Consider the following 16,107-nt stretch of genomic DNA (forward strand, 5'->3'; position numbering starts at 1 on the left):
GTTGATCGCATGACCGCGAACACGCCGGGATCGGCCCCGCGCAGCCGACGCGATCGGCCCGCTAAACCACCTCTGACCAGGCAAGGCATCATCGACGCCGCGCTCGGCCTCATGCACAGCGAAGGCCTGGAGCGGGTGACCATGCGGCGGATCGCCGCCGTGCTCGACACCGGACACGCCTCGCTTTACGTGTACGTACGGGACACCGAGGACGTGCACGCTCAGGTTCTCGACCGGCTGCTCGCCTCCGTCACGCGGGACGGGACGGGAGGCTGGCGCGAGCGACTGAAGGCGTTGGTGACCAGCTACGGCAAGGTGCTGCGCAGCCATCCCGAAATGGCTCGAATGGCGCTGTCCACGCAGCCTCCGGGCCCGAACTTCACCAGCATCGTCGAGCAGATCCTCGCCCTGCTGCGCGAGGGCGGAGCCGATGACCGCGCCGCGGCATGGGGAGTCGATCTTCTTCTGTTGCTGCCCGCCGCGACGGCCATCGAGCACAACGTGGAGGTGCCCCCCGCGCAGGAGGACGACCGGGTGTACGAGATGGCCAACCGGGTCGATCATCTCGATCCGCGGTTGTACCCCAACATCAGCGGGCTTGGACCGGAACTGGTCTCGGGGACCGGGCCAGACCGGGCCGACTGGAGCCTGGACGTCCTGTTGGACGGCATCCTGGCGCGTTCAGCGGCCACCCGGCCGACCCACCGACCCCAGCAGATCGTGGCCGACGGCGGCTCAGCACGCCCACCGGCCGGAAACCGCGGAACGACCGAGAGGAGCGGTACATGACCATCACCGTCGTGGGTGCCGGCCTCAGTGGCCTGATCTGCGCCCGCATTCTGCAACAGCACGGCATCGACGTCGTCGTCTACGAGATGGATCCGTCCGACGCGGCCCGGCAGCAGGGCGGGTCCCTGGACATCCACGACGACTCAGGTCAGATCGCGCTGCGGGAAGCGGGCCTCTACGACGAGTTCCGTCAACGCACCCACCCCGGAGGCGAGGCGATCCGGATGCTCGACAAGACGGCCCGTGTCTACCTCAACCACGGCGAGCCGGAGGGCGGCAACGGCCGCCCGGAGATCGACCGGAAGATCCTGCGCAAGATGTTGGTCGACTCGCTGACGCCGGGCACGATCAGGTGGGGCCGGAAGGTCGCCGCGGTCCGGTCGGCCGGCGACGGGTACGAGGTGGAGTTCGCTGATCGCCGGACAGCCCACGCCGACGTGCTGATCGGCGCCGACGGGGCGTGGTCGAAGGTCCGGGAACTGCTCACGTCCGTGAAGCCCGAGTACACCGGGATCACGGTGGTGGAGATGCGGCTGTCCGACGCGGCCACCAGGCATCCCGAGGCACTCGCCACGACGGGTACGGGAAACCTCTTCGCGCTGTCGGACAACAAGTACATCGGCGGGCACGGCGGAAACCAGATCGCGTTCGCCTGCGGCCTGCGCGTGCCGGAAAACTGGGTCACCGCCAGCGGTATCGACTGGGACAACCCGCCGGCGGCCCGCGAAGCGCTGTTGCGGGAGTTCTCCGACTGGGCTCCCGCTCTGACCGATCTGATCCGCGACTGCGACGACACGATCTGGCCACGCCCGATCTACGCGCTGCCGACCGGTCACACGTGGGACCGCGTGCCGGGAGTGACGCTGCTGGGCGACGCCGCGCATCTGATGTCGCCGTTCGCCGGTGAGGGCGCCAACATGGCCATGATCGACGGCGCCGACCTCGCCCGGGAGATGCTCGGCCGCACCGATGTCGACGAGGCGATCGCCGCCTACGAGCTGAAGATGTTCCGGCGCGGGGCGAAGGCCGCGGGAAGCTCGGCCAGGAGCCTCGACCTCATGTTCGCCGACGGTCCGCCCCGCAAGCTGGTCGCACTGTTCCGCGGCATGTTCCTGCTGCAGAAGGTGACCCGCCCGTTCGAGCGCGTGTTCGCGAAGAAGGCGCCCGGACCGCGGGGTGGACAACTCCTACCTCAAGAGCAACCAGCCGGCGAGGACGAAAACCGCAAGCGGCGATGAGAATCCGCATGACGCCGGCCGGACCCGGCGGGCGATCGCCGGGCCGATCAGGCCGCCGAGCAGAGCACCCGCCCCGAGGGGCCAGACGGCGTGCCACACGACGGTTCCCAGAATGGCGAACAGCACCGATCAAGGTCCGGCCATAACGCGAATGCACCCGGAAAGACGGCCTCGAGCAGGCAGGGCACGTGCCCTTGTCACCGCGCACGGCGGCCGTGATGACAACTTCAGCGCCTGTCTGCACCTCCTCGATCTTGATACCGGCCAGGTACGGGAGGAGTTGCTCGACGGCATCGCACAGCCGGACAACGACTCATCGGCCGGCGTCCATCACACAATCTGCGCCAGAGCCCAGAAGCCGCGAGCATGCACCTCACCGCCACCGCCGCTCGACCTGACCAACCACCAACCGCACGTGGCGACAGAAGCCGCATGCAAGCCTTTGCTCTGAGCGCATATAGGCACCACCCAGAGGCGAAGCGCATCCACACCGACAAGGTGGTGCCTATACGCGCTCAGAGCAGAAGGGTCAGGAGCAGGGAGCGCCGTCGATCGTGCAGCCGGCCGGCGCCGCGTTGAGCAGCGTGGCCCCCCGCACGTCGAAGGCAATGCTCACCGACTTCCCGGCCGGGATGCGCGACGTGGAGTCGTCCGGCGTGAAGGTCCAGGCCGCGCCATCCTGATCGGCCGACGCCCCCGAGACCCCGCCGACCGACAGCGATTTGCGGGGCAGCGTGACGACCAGCGTCCACCCGTTGCGGGTAGCCGCGCCGGGGTTGGTGACCGTGACGACCATGTGATAGCCGAGCAACCCGACCAGCAGCGACGACGTCGCATAGCGGGCCGTCAGGGCCGGCGCGCTGCCGCCCGCCGAGGCGGAGGGGGCGCCGCCGCCGGGCAGGGGGAACGTGGGAACCGCGGCCTTGCCCGAGGATGCCGAGGCGGAGGCGGAGGGCAGCGGCGGCAGGGACGGTGCGGAGTCGGTGCGGGTCGGTGGGGCCGACGGTGACTGCGCCACGACCGTGCCGGGCGGCGGGGACGGTGGCCCGGGCAGGCCGGCCGCGGTCTCGGGGCGGAGGGGCGACGCGTCCGGCGTGCGGACCAGGACCGTGATCAGCATGGCGGTGCCGCCGAGGGCGGCGGCCACGCCGGCGGCCAGGAGGACGCGCCAGAGCCGGGAGCGGCGGGAGAGCGCGGCCGTGCGGACGCGGGGTTGTGGGGTCGGGCCGGCCTGCACCCGGGCGGCCAGGCCCAGCAGCCAGTCAAGGACGACGACCGTGACGGTACGGCGTTGTCCGCGGGTGTTGTCGGCCATGGGGTGCCTCCGGTCTCTCAGAGCGAGCGCAGCCCGACGAGCAGTTGCTGCAGGACGTCGGGGGAGGAGTCGCCGTCGTCGGACGGTCGCCGCACGACGACCAGGCCGGCGTCGCGCAGGCCGCAGAGCAGACTACGCATCTCGCCGATCGGGAGATCGAGGTGTGCGGCGATCTCGGACAGGGACACCGCTCGGCTGGACAGGCGCAGGATCGCCGACTCGGTCGAGGACAGCCCGGACGGCGGCTCTTCGACCGGGGTGGGCAGGCGGGTGACCAGCGCGTTGAGTTCGAGATCGTCGTCGCCGACGGTGGCCGACCGGTCGCCGATCCGCGCGTACCGGCGGACCAGGGGGCCGCTCTCCTCGTCGTACCAGGTCTCGGTCCACAGACTCATGACTGGCCCACCAGATCCTCGACGGGGAACTCCGCGGGGACCTCGAGCAGGTTCGCGGGGACGGTCACCGTGGCGACCAGCCCGCCGCCGGGCGCGTTGTGCAGCCGGATCGTGACGCCGAGGCGGTCGGCGAAGCGGCCGGCGCTGTACAGGCCCCACCAGGTGCCGCCGGGCCGGGGCGCGGGGTCGGTCATCACGGCGTGTGCGGTGGCCAGGTCGTCGTCGGTCATGCCGGGCCCGACGTCGGCCACGGTGATCTCGTAGCCGTCGGGGGTCGGCTCGCCGGAGACGCGTACCCGGGTCTGGGCGGGGGCGAAGGTCGTGGCGTTCTCGATGAGTTCGGCGAGCAGGTGCATGGTGGCGGTCACCGCGTCGCCCTCCAGGTTGACCGGCGCGATGCGGCTGGTGGAGACCCGCTCGTACTCGGGGACCTCGGAGGCGGCGGCCCGGACCACGTCGGCCAGCGGGACCGGCCGGCTCCAGCGGCGGCCGGGCAGGTCGCCGCTGAGCAGGACCGCCTTCTCCAGGTTGCGCCGCATGCGGTTGGCCAGGTGGTCGGCCCGGAACAGGTCGCCGAGGGTCGCGTCGTCGGTCTCGTGCCGGGCCAGCCCGTCCAGCTGGCGCAGCAGCCGGTGCACCAGGCTCTGGTTGCGGCGTTCCAGGTCGCGCAGCAGCGAGTCGACGCCGCGGGCGGTCACCTGCGGCAGTGCCTGGGTTTCGGCGTTGCGTGCGGCCCGGCCCAGGCCGGGGGCGCGGCGGTTGCGCCGGAGGAAGACGAGCAGCGCCGCGACCGCGATCAGCCCGCCGCCACCGGTCAGCGCGGCCCAGGCGATCACCGCGATCGCGTACGGCGTACCCGAGGATCGGGTCTCTTGATCGGCGTTGGTCGACCGCTCCCACAGCGCGTTGTTGACCTGGTTGAACGCCACCGACCAGCCGCCCGGGACCGCGCCGGGGCGGAGGATCAGCGCGTCCTCCATGGACCGCAGCCGGGTGTCGCCGGGGATGTCGGCGCCGGTCATCAGCGTGCGGCGGGCGCCGGCCAGCTCGGCCAGGCGGGCCCGGTCGGCGTCGGCCAGCCGGGGCGTGCCCGCGACCGCCGCCAGCAGGGCGTCTTCCTCGGACAGCAGCTCCCGGGCCTGGCTCAGCGGGCTGCGGTCAACCCCGTCAAAAGCGATGATCTTCGTGTACGCGGCCAGCGTCCCGTGGCGATCCATCCGGCCGCCGTCCACCGCCGCGCGGACCGAGGCCAGCCCGCCCATGCGTTCGGTGAGCGCATCGGCCGCGCGGGTGGTGTCGGTCGCCCGCAGCCGGTCGAGCAGCCCGTCGCCGCCCTGGCGCAGCAGCTCACCGGCCTGGTCGGTGCGGGCCCGCTGGGCCGCGAGCCCGGCCGGGGCCGCACTCGTCCCCGGCCGGGTGTTCTCGGCGACCGACAGCCGGCGTTCCGCCTCGAGGGCCAGGACGGCCCGGCCGATGAGCGGTTCCAGCCGGTCGGCGGCGGCGCGGTCGGACATCACCCGGACCGCCGCGGCGACCGCGGGCACGGCCGCCGCGGCCCACAGCACCGCGAGCAGCGCCAGGCCGGCCCACCACTTCCCCCTGCTCACCGGCGGGCTCCCGACACCGGTTCGGAGGCGCCGCCGATCAGGGAGCGCAGGCGGGACAGCAGTTCCTGGCGGTCGGTGCAGCCCAGCCGCTGGCGGATGCGAGCCATGTGATGCTCCACGGTCTTGGCCGAGAGGTAGAGCCGCTCGGCCACCTGCTTGTACGTCAGCCCCTCGAGGACCAGCGCGGCGACCTCGTGCTCCCGTTCGCTGAGCAGGTGTTGCCCGCCGTCGGCGGACCGGGTGCGGGCGGGGGCGCCGGGCTCGGGGGCGCCGCGGACCTCGGCCGGGGCCTGCAGGGTGCGCGCGCAGTCGAGCAGCACGGTCATCGCCTTGCGGTCCGGGGTGCGGATCGCGGCCTGCCCGGCGAGCCGGGTCGCGTCCCAGGTCAGCCCGAGCGCCCCGAGCCGGCGGGCGGCGTCGATCACCGGCTCCGGTTCGATCCGCCCGGCCAGCACCTGCCGCCAGGCGGCGGCGGCCGCGGCGGTGGCGCCCGCGTACGGGCTGAAGTCGCGGTTGCGGTCGAGCGCCTCGGCGTGGCGCTCGACCGACGCGTGGTCCTCGGCCAGGATCGCCGCGTGCAGCCGGCTCCAGTGCAGCGGGGTGCTCCACAGCGGCGGGTCGCCGAGGCTGCTCAGGAGTTGGTCGGCCTGGGCCAGGTGGTCGGCCACCCGGTGCCGTTCGCCCAGCCGGGCCGCCGCCACGGTCAGCTCGGCCAGCGGGAGGAGCCCGAACAGGTCGACCGGGTGGCCGATCAGGGCCTGGCAGGCGTCGGGCCAGGTGGCGCGCAGGGCGACCAGGTCGCTGTTGCGGCGGGCGAGCCCGGCCCGCAGCGCCGCCTCGAGCAGGACGTCGCGCCCGGACCGCACCGTCGTGTCACCGGCCTCGGCCGCGGGGGCGTGCTGTTCCGCCGCCACGGGCCGGCCGCGCAGCATCAGGATCCACGCCTGCAGCAGCCGGTGCCGCGGCTGGAGCAGGGCGCCGCCGGTGCCGGAGCGGGCCGCCCGGGACAGCAGCATGTCGGCGGTGTCCAGTTCGGCGCCCTGGACGGCGATGATCGCGCCGAGCGCCGCCGGGCTGTCCGCCAGCAGCACGCCCTGGCCGGCCGGTTCGATCAGCGCCGACGCCTGGACCAGCGCGGACAGCGCGGCCGTGGGCGAGGCGGTGACCGAGTCGTGCACGCCCCGGGCCATCAGCGACGCGGTGGCGCTCAGCGAGGTCGGCGGCTCGGGCGAGGCGCCGGCCGCGGCCATCCGCTGCTGCGCGTCGGCGAGGCGGCCGGTCGCGAGCAGCCCGATGGCGCCGAAGCCGGGCGCGGCGCCGTGCCGGGACCAGTCATACAGCGCCACGGCCTGGGCCGGCTGGCCGCGGTGGGTGAGCACCACGGCGGAGACGTACGCCGCCTCGGACCGCTGGTCGGTCGTGCCCGCGACCAGGGCCTGGTCGGCCAGGCGGGAGGCCAGGTCGAGGTCGCCGGAGAGCGCGGTGGCCAGGGCGCGCCGGGCCGCGGTGGTCCGCCCGGCGCCGGCCGCCGCCGCGAACAGTTGCGCGGCCAGCGCCGGGTCGTCGCCGAGCGCCTCCTCACCGGCCGCCTCGTAGACCGGTCCGAGGTCGTTGCCGGCCGCCCCGGGCACCAGCCCCACCCCGGACGCGGTGCCCAGCAGCGGCCGGACCAGGGGCAGGACCGGGCCGCCGCGGGCCAGCTGCGACGCCGCCAGCCGCTGCCGCACGTCGATGCGCTGGGCGATCGGCCCGAGCGCGGCGATGGCCAGCCGGGCCAGCGGCACGAGGGTGCCGTCGACGGCCAGCATGCCGGTGGCCCGGCCGGCGTCGGCCAGGTCGGCCACCCGGTCCGCGTCCTGGCCGAGCAGCGCGGCGATCAGGTCGTAGGACAGGCCGGCGCCGGCCTCCACGGCGAGCAGCAGCGTGCGCAGGGCGGCCGGCAGCTCGTCGAGGTCGGCCGCGAACGGGGCCAGGGAAGCTGCGGGAACGCGTGGCGGCAACGCGGGATCTGCCGCACTCAGGCCGGCCGCCACGCGTTCCACGTATCGGGGGATGCCGTGCGTCTGCGCCGCCACGAAGGCGACCAGCTCCGGCGTGGACGAGGGGGGTAGCAGGGCCCGGATCTGGTCGGCGCCGAGCGGCGTCAGCGTCACCGGAGGATGGGTACGCCGCAGCAGGTCGAGCAGCCGCAGCAGGGCGGCCGAGCGGGGCCACGGCCGGTGGGCCACGACCAGCCGGGCCTCGGGCCGCTCGGCCAGCCGGCTGATCTCGGCCAGCCGGTCCTCGTCGAGCAGGTGGGCGTCGTCGACCAGCAGCAGGTCGGCGTCCGCGGCGCCGGCCGCCGGCCAGGGCGTCGCCACGGTCAGGCCGGCGCGGCGGCCGGCCCGCTCCAGCTCGCGCAGCAGCGTCGTCTTGCCGTATCCGCCGGGCGCGCCGACGCTCAGCCGCAACGGGGCCCGCGGGTCGGAGGTCAGGCGGCTGACCAGGGCGGACGGGCTCAGCATCGGGTCGGGCAGCACGGGCGCGCTCACTTGGCCTCCACCCGCACCGGGCTGACCCGGACCGGCGGGCGCGGCGGGCGTTCCGGCACCACCCGCACGCCACCGGCCGTCTCGGGCCAGGCCGGCGTGGTGCCGACGACGGCCGGGGCGGCCGCGGGCGGCGGGGCGGCGGGCGGCGCCGCACGCATCTGCGGCCGGGCCGCGAGCGCGGCGCCGCCGGCCACCGTCATCTCGGCGTCGTGGTCCACCAGCACGGGAACCGGGAAGGCCGCACTGAGCAGATCGGTCACGATGGGATGTACGGCCGCGGAGCCTCCGGCGATCAGTACGGCGGCAAGTTCGGCCCGCACTCCCCCGCAACTCCGCACGGTGTGCTCGGCCAGGTCCACGGTGGACCGCAGAACCGCGCGCGCCTCGTCGGGGGTCGCGCCGCTCAGCTCGTACCCGCTGATCTCCTCGATCTCCGAACTTCCTAGCAGCTCGAGCCGGCCGGGGCCGTGCGTGAGCACCACCGAGACCTCCACGCCGGCCTCGCCGAGGCGGTAGACGACCAGCATCCCGCCGGACGCCGCGACCCGGCCGGCCGCCTGGAAGCTCTCCACCACCGCGCGGGCCCGCGTCACCAGGGCGGCGCCGGCCAGGTCGGCCTCGGCCAGCGCCGCGTGCACCAGCCGCGCCCGGCCCGGGCCCCAGCCGGTCGGGCAGGCCAGCGCGACCCGCTCCGGCGCCTCGTCCAGCAGCTCCCAGGCCTGGTTGACGACCCAGCGGGCCATCGCCGCGACCAGACCGTGGGCCGGGTAGTAGGCGCTGCCCACCCGCATCGGCAGGCTGTCGCCGACCCGGGCCAGGTAGCCACTCACCGCAGCCGAGTTGTCACGGTGTGCCTCGGCCGGGGCGACGGCGCCCTCCGGGGTGGTCGCGAGGGCGGACGGCACGGTTCGTGTGCGTACGCCGAGCGACAACGGTTCCCACAGTGGACCGCGCGCGTCGCGGGCGGCGCCGGGCCTGGTGACGGCAGCCTTGGTGCTGCCGGAACCGATGTCGATACCCAGGAGGTAGGGCACGTCAGCCTCTCTTCTCGGCCGGATGGGACATCCCTTCGTACCAGAAGAACCGACCCGGGCCGCCCCCGTAAATCCGGCCCCGGAATCCCCTAATCCCCTAATCGGAATGGGGTTGCCGAGTACCGTACGCCTCCGGCCGATAGGGGGCTCGGCCCCGATGCCCGGGGGTTGCCGGGAACCGTACGGTTGCCCCGGCGCTGATGACCGGCGCCACTCATGCACCACCCACAGTGGAGGAAAATCTCGAATGGATGCGTCGCCGACGTTGCAGGATTTCGTCCTGGATCTTCTCTACCGTCCGGAAGCCCGGACGGCCTTCGAGGCCGACCCGCAGGCGGCCCTTCAGCAGGCGGGCCTCGGCGACATCAGCCCGGTCGACGTGCAGCAGGTGCTCCCGCTCGTCGTCGACTACGCGCCGGTCTCCGGTGTCACCGAGCTCGGCGGCGTCGACGACCTGTCGCACGGGGTGGCGAACCTGGATGTCGCGGGCGCGGTCGCCCACCTCCAGACCATCACCGCGCACGCCGCGCTCTCGCCGGTGCAGAGCACCGTGCAGGACCTGAACGTGGGCGTCGCGGGCGTGCACACCGCGGCCGTCGGCCTGGGCGGCGACGACCTGCTGACCGGTTCGGTGTTCTCCGGCGGCGGCCTCAACATCCCGGGTGTCGGCGGCGTCAACACGGGCACTGTGGCCGATCTCTCCGTCGACCACGACCCGGCCCTCGACCTGGACGCCGGTGTGGCCGTCCAGGGCACGGTCGACGCGGTCCTCCCGGCCGCCGGTCACGTCCTTCCGGACACCGACCTGCGCCCGATCGAGACGCTGGACAACGTGGCCAATGTTCCGACGTCGCTCGACCTGAGCCACGTGACGGGCCTTGACGTGTCGGGCGTCGAGGGGGCAACCTCTTCGGTCGTATCGTCTGTGGTCAAGCCGGACCTGACGGACGATGTGGTGCACTCCGTGCACGGCACCGTCGCGGGCACGGTCAGCGGAACCGTCGACACGGTGCACGGCGTCACCGGCGGGCTGCTCGGTGGCACCGACGCGCACGCCGACACGGACACCGGGCACGGCGCCCTCGGCGGTCTCACCGACCTGCACCTCTGATCGGTGGCCCGTCCGGCGGACAGCCCGACATGACAGGCCGGAAGGGCAGGATTGGCGAGGATGGGTAACTGGGAGGCCGGACCCACGGCGTATGCGGGTCCGACCTCCCTCATCCCGCTGAACCGGGCGATGCCCGACCCGTTGCGGGCGGCCGACGCGCCGCTGTCGTGGCTGGACGTCATGGACGCGACCATCCGCGCCTGCTCCGCGCACGGCCGCGCGGAGATCGCCAACTGGCTCGCCCGGCGCCGCACCCGCATGCTCGAACCGCAGCTGAGGGTGCTGGTGGCCGGGGCCGCCAAACAGGGCAAGAGCCAGCTTATCAACGCTTTGATCAATGCGACCGTGTGCGGCGTCCCGGACCATGGCGGCACCACGGTGCCGGCGGTGATCCGGCACGCCGACTCGCCCGTCGCCGACCTGGTCCGTCGCGACTCCCCCAGCGCGGAATGGATCGGCGACGTCGCGCTGCGTGACCGGATCCCGCTGGCCCTGGAACAGCTGGACACCGCGATCCTCCAGACCGCCGCCCGCCTGCCCGCGGCGACCCCGCTGCACGCCGACATCGGCGTCCCGCGCGCGCTGCTCGCCGGCGGGCTGGTGCTGATCGACACCCCGCCGCTGACCGGGCTGCCCGGCCGCGGGGCCGACGCGGTCGCCCAGGCCCGCGACCTGACCACCGGCGCCGGCGCCGACCTGGTCCTGTTCACCTGCGAGGCCAACCGCGACCTGAGCGACGCCGAGATGGTGGTGCTGACCGACCTGGCCCGCCTCTTCCCGACCCTGATGGTCGTGCTGACCAAGGCCGACTACGCCCCCGACTGGCGGCACCACCTGACCCGCAACCGCGAGCGGCTGAGCCGCGCCGGGGTGCCGGCCTCGATCGCCGCGGTGTCCGCGTCGCTGCGGCTGCACGCGGTCAAGGCCGGTGACGCCGGGCTGAACACCGAGTCGGGCTTCCCCGACCTGATCGTCCGCCTCCAGCAGCTGCTCGCGGCCAAGCCCGACCAGCTGGCCACGGCCACGGCGGCGGTGCTCAGCCGGACCGTGCTCGAACGCCTGGCCAAGCCGTTGCGGGCACAACTGACCGCCGACCAGGCCAGCGAGGCATCCGAGGCGGTGGCCCGGCTGCACGCCACCCAGCGCCGGCTCGACGACCTGCGGCGCTGCACCGGCCGGTGGCAGAACAAACTGGCCGACGAGGTCGGCGACCTGATGTCGGACATCGAGCACGACCTGCGGGAACGGACCCGGGCGGTGCTGTCCGAGGTCGACGAGTTCTTCACCACGGCCGACCCGGCCAAGAACTGGGACGAGTTCGAGCCCTGGCTGCGCGAGTCGATCGAGGACCTGACCCGGACCAGCCTGACCTGGCTGGTCGAGCGGGCGCAGTGGATGGCGCGGAAGGTGGCCGACGAGTTCCCCCCGGACGCCGGTGACGTGCTGCCGGCCGAGATGTTCGCGGTGCCCGACGAACTGGTCGACGGTCCGGGCGGCCTGGACGCGCCGGCGGTGGCCACGTTCAGCGCCAGCCAGAAGCTGTTCATCGGGCTGCGCGGCTCGTACGGCGGCGTCATCATGTTCGGCCTGGTCACCAGCCTCACCGGGATGTCGCTGATCAACCCGATCTCGATCGGCGGCGGCGCGCTGTTCGGCGGCAAGAGCATCCGCGACGAGAGCAAGGCGCTGCTGAAACGGCGCCAGGTCGAGGCGCGGACGGCGGTGCAGCGCCACGTCGACGACATCTTCGTACGCCTCACCAAGGACGCCCGCGACACCGTGCGCCGCATCCAGCGCACCCTGCGTGACCACTTCACGGCCGTGACCGAAGACCTGCAGGAAGCCGTCATGGAGTCCCTGCGCAGCGCCAAGGCCGACGCCGACCGCGAGGTGGCGGCCCGCGACCAGCGCGCCCGCACCGTCCAGCACGAGCTGGCCCAGCTCTCCGCCCTGTCCCAGCAGTCCCGCGCGCTCGCCGCCGGCCCGAAACGCCAGGCGATCCCCGCGCAGCGCAGCGCGTCGTGATCGAGGACGAGGAGCTCGAGCAACGCGTCCACCGGCAGCTGGACCAGGCGAAACACGCCTACCGGGGCAACCTCGCGGCGTCCGCCCGGCTCGAGGAGGCCGCCGTACGCCTGGCCGAGCCGCTGCGCCTGGCCGTCGCCGGCCCGCCCCGATCCGGCAAGTCCACCCTGGTCAACGCCCTGATCGGCGACGACGTGGCGCCGGCCGCGCCGACCGACGGCCCGGTCACGTTCGCCTCCTACCAGGACGGCCCCGAGCCGCGGGCCTGGTGGTTCGCCGACGACCAACGGCCACACCAGGTGTCGATGGTCCGCACCACGCCCGGCCTGAGCCTGAGCACCGGCGCGGCTTCCTCCCCGCCCGGTCCCGACCAGACGCGCCGGGCCATCGTCGAGTGGCCGAGCCGCGCGCTGCGGCGTACCCGCATCGTGGACACCCTGGGCGGCCTGGCCGAGGGTGACGACCAGACCGGCGCGCAGCGCGTCTTCCACGAGGCCGACGCGGTCCTCTACCTCACCGGCCACCTCGACGAGTCCGACCTGAACTTCCTCTGGGCCGGCCGCGGCCTGCGCGGCCCGTCGGTGTTCCCCGTGCACGTGATCGTCGTCCTGTCCCGCGCCGACGCCACCTCCGGCGGCCGCCCCGACGCCATGATCACCGCCCGCCAGGTGGCCCGCCGCCGTCGCCGCGAACCGAGGGTGGGCGCCCTCTGCCAGGACGTGATCGCCGCGTCCCCCCTGATCGGCCACGCCGCCCGCATGCTGCACGAGGACGAGTTCCGCGCCCTGGCCGAGCTGGCCCGATACCAGCGGACCGACCTGGAGCCCTACCTGCTGTCGGCCGACCGTTTCACCGCCACCGACGCCATCCCCGGCGTCCCGGTCGAGAACCGCGACCGCCTGCTCCGCCGCCTCGGCCTGGGCGGCGTCCGCCTGGCCATCACCCTGGTCCGCACCGGCTGCACCACCCGGGCCGACCTGTCCGAACGCCTCCAGGAGTACAGCGGCCTCAAGGAACTGCAATCGGCCGTGGCCGAACTCTTCACCGCCCGCCGAGCCACCCTGAAAGCACGATCCACCCTGACCGTGCTCGACCACCTGCTGCGCACCGAACCCCCGCCCGGTCAAGGCGACCACCTGGCCGAGATCGAACTCCTGATGGCCGAGGTGCACCCCTTCCGCGAGCTGCGCCTGCTGTCCGCCCTGCGCTCCGGCCGCGTCGACCTGCCCGCGGAGTCGGCCGCCGAGGCCCGCCGCCTGCTGGGCGGCGCCGGCACCAGCGTCGGCGAACGCCTCAACATGCCCGCCGAGGCCACCGCCGACGACATCTGGTCCGAGGCCTACGCCGCCGCCGACCGCTGGCGCCACGAGCCCAACCGCCCAGGCACCACCCCCGCCCAGCGCCGAGCCGCCGAAATAGTCCTCCGCAGCTGCGACATGATCCTCACCTGGCTCGACGAAACCAACCTCTGACGCTCCTCCTCACCTCAAGATCAAGAGCTTGATGCCGCACCTCTTCGGCCCACCACCCCAGATCAAGATCAAGAGCTTGATGTCGTTGCTCGGTGGGTGGTTCTGACCGTCGCTCATTGGTGGACCCTTGATCTTGTCCGGCCCGTCAGGGTCGGGCAGCATCTGGATTGTCAGGCTCACCGCCCACCGTTGCTGCCCCCTTTTTTTTGTTGAGGGCTTGCGGGAGTGTCTGCGGGGGTCTGGCGGTCCGGGGGCATCCCGACTGGCGACAGGGCACTGCGCCGTAGAGCGCCTTCAATGAGCGTCCGGCAGTGATGACCCCGGAACCACCAGGTGCTTGTCCAGCTGAATCGAGCAGCAGGAGAAGCAATGTCGAGTCTGACAGGGCCTGGCCCAGCGGCGCGAGTGTTCGCTGGTGTCGACTGGGCGGAAAACAACCACGTCGTGTGTTTGGTCGACGCTGACGGGCAGGTGATCGACCGGATCACCGTTGTGCATGACAAAGCCGGTATCGCCCGGCTGATCACGGTGCTGACCCGTGCGCAGGTGGCCGGGGTCGGGATCGAACGCGGTGACGGGCCGCTGGTGGTGGCGTTGCTAGCGGCAGACCTGCCGGTGTTCGTCATCGCACCCTCGCAGGTCAGAAACCTGCGGAGCCGTTACGGGTCCGCGGGTAACAAAGACGACCGTTTCGACGCGTTCGTCCTGGCCGATGTGGTGCGCACCGACCAGCGCCGGCTGGCACCACTGGTCAACGACCGCCCAGAGACCCGAACACTGCGCGCGTTGGTACGGGCCCGCAAAGACCTGGTCGGGCACCGCCTCGCGGTCGCCAACCAGCTACGCGCGCATCTGCTCATCGTGCTGCCCGGTGTGGTCGGGCTGTTCAGCGAGTTCGACGCGGCGACCTCACGGGCGTTCATCGCCGCGTTCGGCACCCAGGACGCCGTCGACGCGCTGACCGCCAAGCAGCTACAACCGTGGCTGCGGCAGCGGTACTACCACGTCAAACCCGCGACCGTGCTGCTGCAACACCTGCGAGAGGCGCCCCCCGGGGTCACCGGAGCAGCCGGGCAGGCCATGGCAGGGATCACGCAGGCCTATCTGGGCGCGCTGAACACCGTCATGACCCACATCGAAGCACTCGAAACCCAGATCGCGGGTGCCCTGGCAGCACACCCGGACGCGGCGATCTTCACCAGCCTGCCCCGCGCCGGCACGACCCGCGCCGCCCGGCTCCTCGCCGAGATCGGCGACTGCCGCGGCCGGTTCCCGACCGCAGCCGCCCTGGCCGGGCTGGCCGGAGTCACCCCCTCCACCCGGCAATCCGGGCACACCCGCATCGTCGCGTTCCGATGGGCGGTCGACAAACAACTCCGCGACGCGGTCTGCGACTTCGCCGGTGACAGCCGCAAAGCCAACCCCTGGGCCGCCAACCTCTACCAACAAGCCCGCGCACGCGGCAAGAACCACAACCACGCCACCCGCATCCTGGCCCGCGCCTGGCTCTCCATCATTTTCAAGTGCTGGACCACCAACACCCCCTACCAACCCGACCAACACCGGGCCCTGCAAACCCTGCTACTCCAACAACACCCAAAACCCGACATGGGTTGACACAGGGCACTCCCGCCGAGGCCGGTCACCCGGCTCCAAGGCCGTGACCGGCCAGAACAGAGCCGCCCACCCCTTCATTCTGCGTAAACAACCCCCTGCGGCGCTCCGCGCCAACCCACACGGCCCCCCTTGCTCTGAGCGCGTATGGGCAACACCCGCCCCAACGCCCTACCGCTCCGCAACAAACGACTCGCCGGCCTGCTCTCGCTCTGAGCGCGCGGGACAGCCCGCCCATCCTCGACGCGCGACACACTTTTGCGTTCCGCATCAACAGAACTAGGCGCTGCTCTAAACGCGCATAGCCAACGCCTTGACGCCCCGCCGCGCATCAAAGCCGGCGACTTCATGTCCGAGTCCAGCCCTTGCTCTGAGCGCATATAGGCACCACCGCAATTGCCTTCCACCCGAACAACCTCGCTTGCTCTGAGCACATACGCGCATCACTTCGATGCAGCCTCGGGTTTCGTGCAGCTGCGAGTGGCGCATATATGCACTCAGAGCAAAGGGGACGTTGAACGAAATAGCTCGACCGGATCGGCGCGACTACAGGGCGGCACCGCTTCGCTAGGGCAGGCACGGCAGTTCTAACCGACACGATCGCGCAGCGACCCGGCAGGCAGCCAGCACGGCAGCGCGGTAGACGCCGGCACGACCACGCAGCGGCCCGGCCAACACGGCTGCGCGGCCGGCTCAACGGATACGACCGCGCAGCAGCTCGGCGGGGCGGCCTCACACAGCGACGCAGGCACAACGACACGGGCGGGCGCCAGCGACGCGACCGACACGGCACAGGGACCCGACCAACACGGCGGGCGCGACTGACACAGCGGCGCAGCGGGCCCAACGGGGACGGCAGGGCGCCGCGGCATAGGCGGCGGGGGGTCCGTAACGCGAACGGTGTTTCTGGCATTGGTCAGTAGTTCTCGGCGGCCGGCCAGCGGTCACCGAACGTGATGGCGAAGGCATTCAGCAC

Annotated in this window: 11 protein-coding genes; 6 read left to right on the forward strand and 5 right to left on the reverse strand. The window is 72.7% G+C overall.

What is annotated here, in order from left to right; all coding sequences use genetic code 11:
* Window positions 1-9 precede the first annotated feature (9 nt).
* Complete coding sequence (locus AB0M54_RS41565) at window positions 10-789, forward strand: TetR/AcrR family transcriptional regulator (RefSeq protein ID WP_364316657.1); 780 nt, start codon at window positions 10-12, stop codon at window positions 787-789.
* Window positions 786-2,027 carry an NAD(P)/FAD-dependent oxidoreductase gene (locus AB0M54_RS41570; RefSeq protein WP_364477724.1) on the forward strand — a complete coding sequence of 414 codons (1,242 nt, stop codon included), beginning with the start codon at window positions 786-788 and terminating at the stop codon, window positions 2,025-2,027. Before AB0M54_RS41565 ends, AB0M54_RS41570 begins: the two co-directional genes overlap by 4 nt.
* A gap of 529 nt (window positions 2,028-2,556) precedes the next feature.
* Here the strand turns inward: AB0M54_RS41570 and AB0M54_RS41575 are convergent.
* From AB0M54_RS41575 to AB0M54_RS41595, 5 genes are read right to left on the reverse strand one after another with little or no spacing between them, the layout of a single operon-like run.
* Entirely contained in the window at window positions 2,557-3,342 is a 786-nt protein-coding gene (locus AB0M54_RS41575) for a cellulose binding domain-containing protein (RefSeq protein ID WP_364477727.1), read from the reverse strand.
* Window positions 3,343-3,359: 17 nt separating this feature from the next.
* Complete coding sequence (locus AB0M54_RS41580) at window positions 3,360-3,737, reverse strand: DUF742 domain-containing protein (protein ID WP_364316651.1); 378 nt, start codon at window positions 3,735-3,737, stop codon at window positions 3,360-3,362.
* Window positions 3,734-5,344, reverse strand: coding sequence for a nitrate- and nitrite sensing domain-containing protein (locus AB0M54_RS41585; protein WP_364477730.1), 1,611 nt, complete (start codon window positions 5,342-5,344; stop codon window positions 3,734-3,736). Before AB0M54_RS41585 ends, AB0M54_RS41580 begins: the two co-directional genes overlap by 4 nt.
* Complete coding sequence (locus AB0M54_RS41590; RefSeq protein WP_364477733.1) at window positions 5,341-7,875, reverse strand: helix-turn-helix transcriptional regulator; 2,535 nt, start codon at window positions 7,873-7,875, stop codon at window positions 5,341-5,343. The genes AB0M54_RS41585 and AB0M54_RS41590 overlap by 4 nt, the downstream gene beginning before the upstream one ends.
* Window positions 7,872-8,909: a hypothetical protein gene (locus AB0M54_RS41595; RefSeq protein ID WP_364477736.1), complete on the reverse strand. Its 1,038-nt coding sequence runs from the start codon at window positions 8,907-8,909 to the stop codon at window positions 7,872-7,874. The genes AB0M54_RS41590 and AB0M54_RS41595 overlap by 4 nt, the downstream gene beginning before the upstream one ends.
* Before the next feature lie 247 nt (window positions 8,910-9,156).
* Between AB0M54_RS41595 and AB0M54_RS41600 the strand changes: the two genes are divergently transcribed.
* The 4 genes from AB0M54_RS41600 to AB0M54_RS41615 all read left to right on the forward strand — a co-directional run bounded on the left by AB0M54_RS41600 (window position 9,157) and on the right by AB0M54_RS41615 (window position 15,134).
* Window positions 9,157-10,020 (forward strand): IniB N-terminal domain-containing protein, encoded by an 864-nt coding sequence (locus AB0M54_RS41600; RefSeq protein WP_364316642.1) that lies wholly within the window; start codon window positions 9,157-9,159, stop codon window positions 10,018-10,020.
* A 60-nt stretch (window positions 10,021-10,080) separates the two neighbouring features.
* Window positions 10,081-12,045 (forward strand): GTP-binding protein, encoded by a 1,965-nt coding sequence (locus AB0M54_RS41605; protein ID WP_364316640.1) that lies wholly within the window; start codon window positions 10,081-10,083, stop codon window positions 12,043-12,045.
* Window positions 12,042-13,517 carry a hypothetical protein gene (locus tag AB0M54_RS41610; protein ID WP_364316637.1) on the forward strand — a complete coding sequence of 492 codons (1,476 nt, stop codon included), beginning with the start codon at window positions 12,042-12,044 and terminating at the stop codon, window positions 13,515-13,517. The genes AB0M54_RS41605 and AB0M54_RS41610 overlap by 4 nt, the downstream gene beginning before the upstream one ends.
* A 333-nt stretch (window positions 13,518-13,850) precedes the next feature.
* Entirely contained in the window at window positions 13,851-15,134 is a 1,284-nt protein-coding gene (locus AB0M54_RS41615) for an IS110 family transposase (protein WP_364477738.1), read from the forward strand.
* The last annotated feature ends 973 nt before the right edge of the window (window positions 15,135-16,107 follow it).

The sequence above is a fragment of the Actinoplanes sp. NPDC051470 genome, from assembly GCF_040682035.1.
Classification (GTDB): domain Bacteria; phylum Actinomycetota; class Actinomycetes; order Mycobacteriales; family Micromonosporaceae; genus Actinoplanes.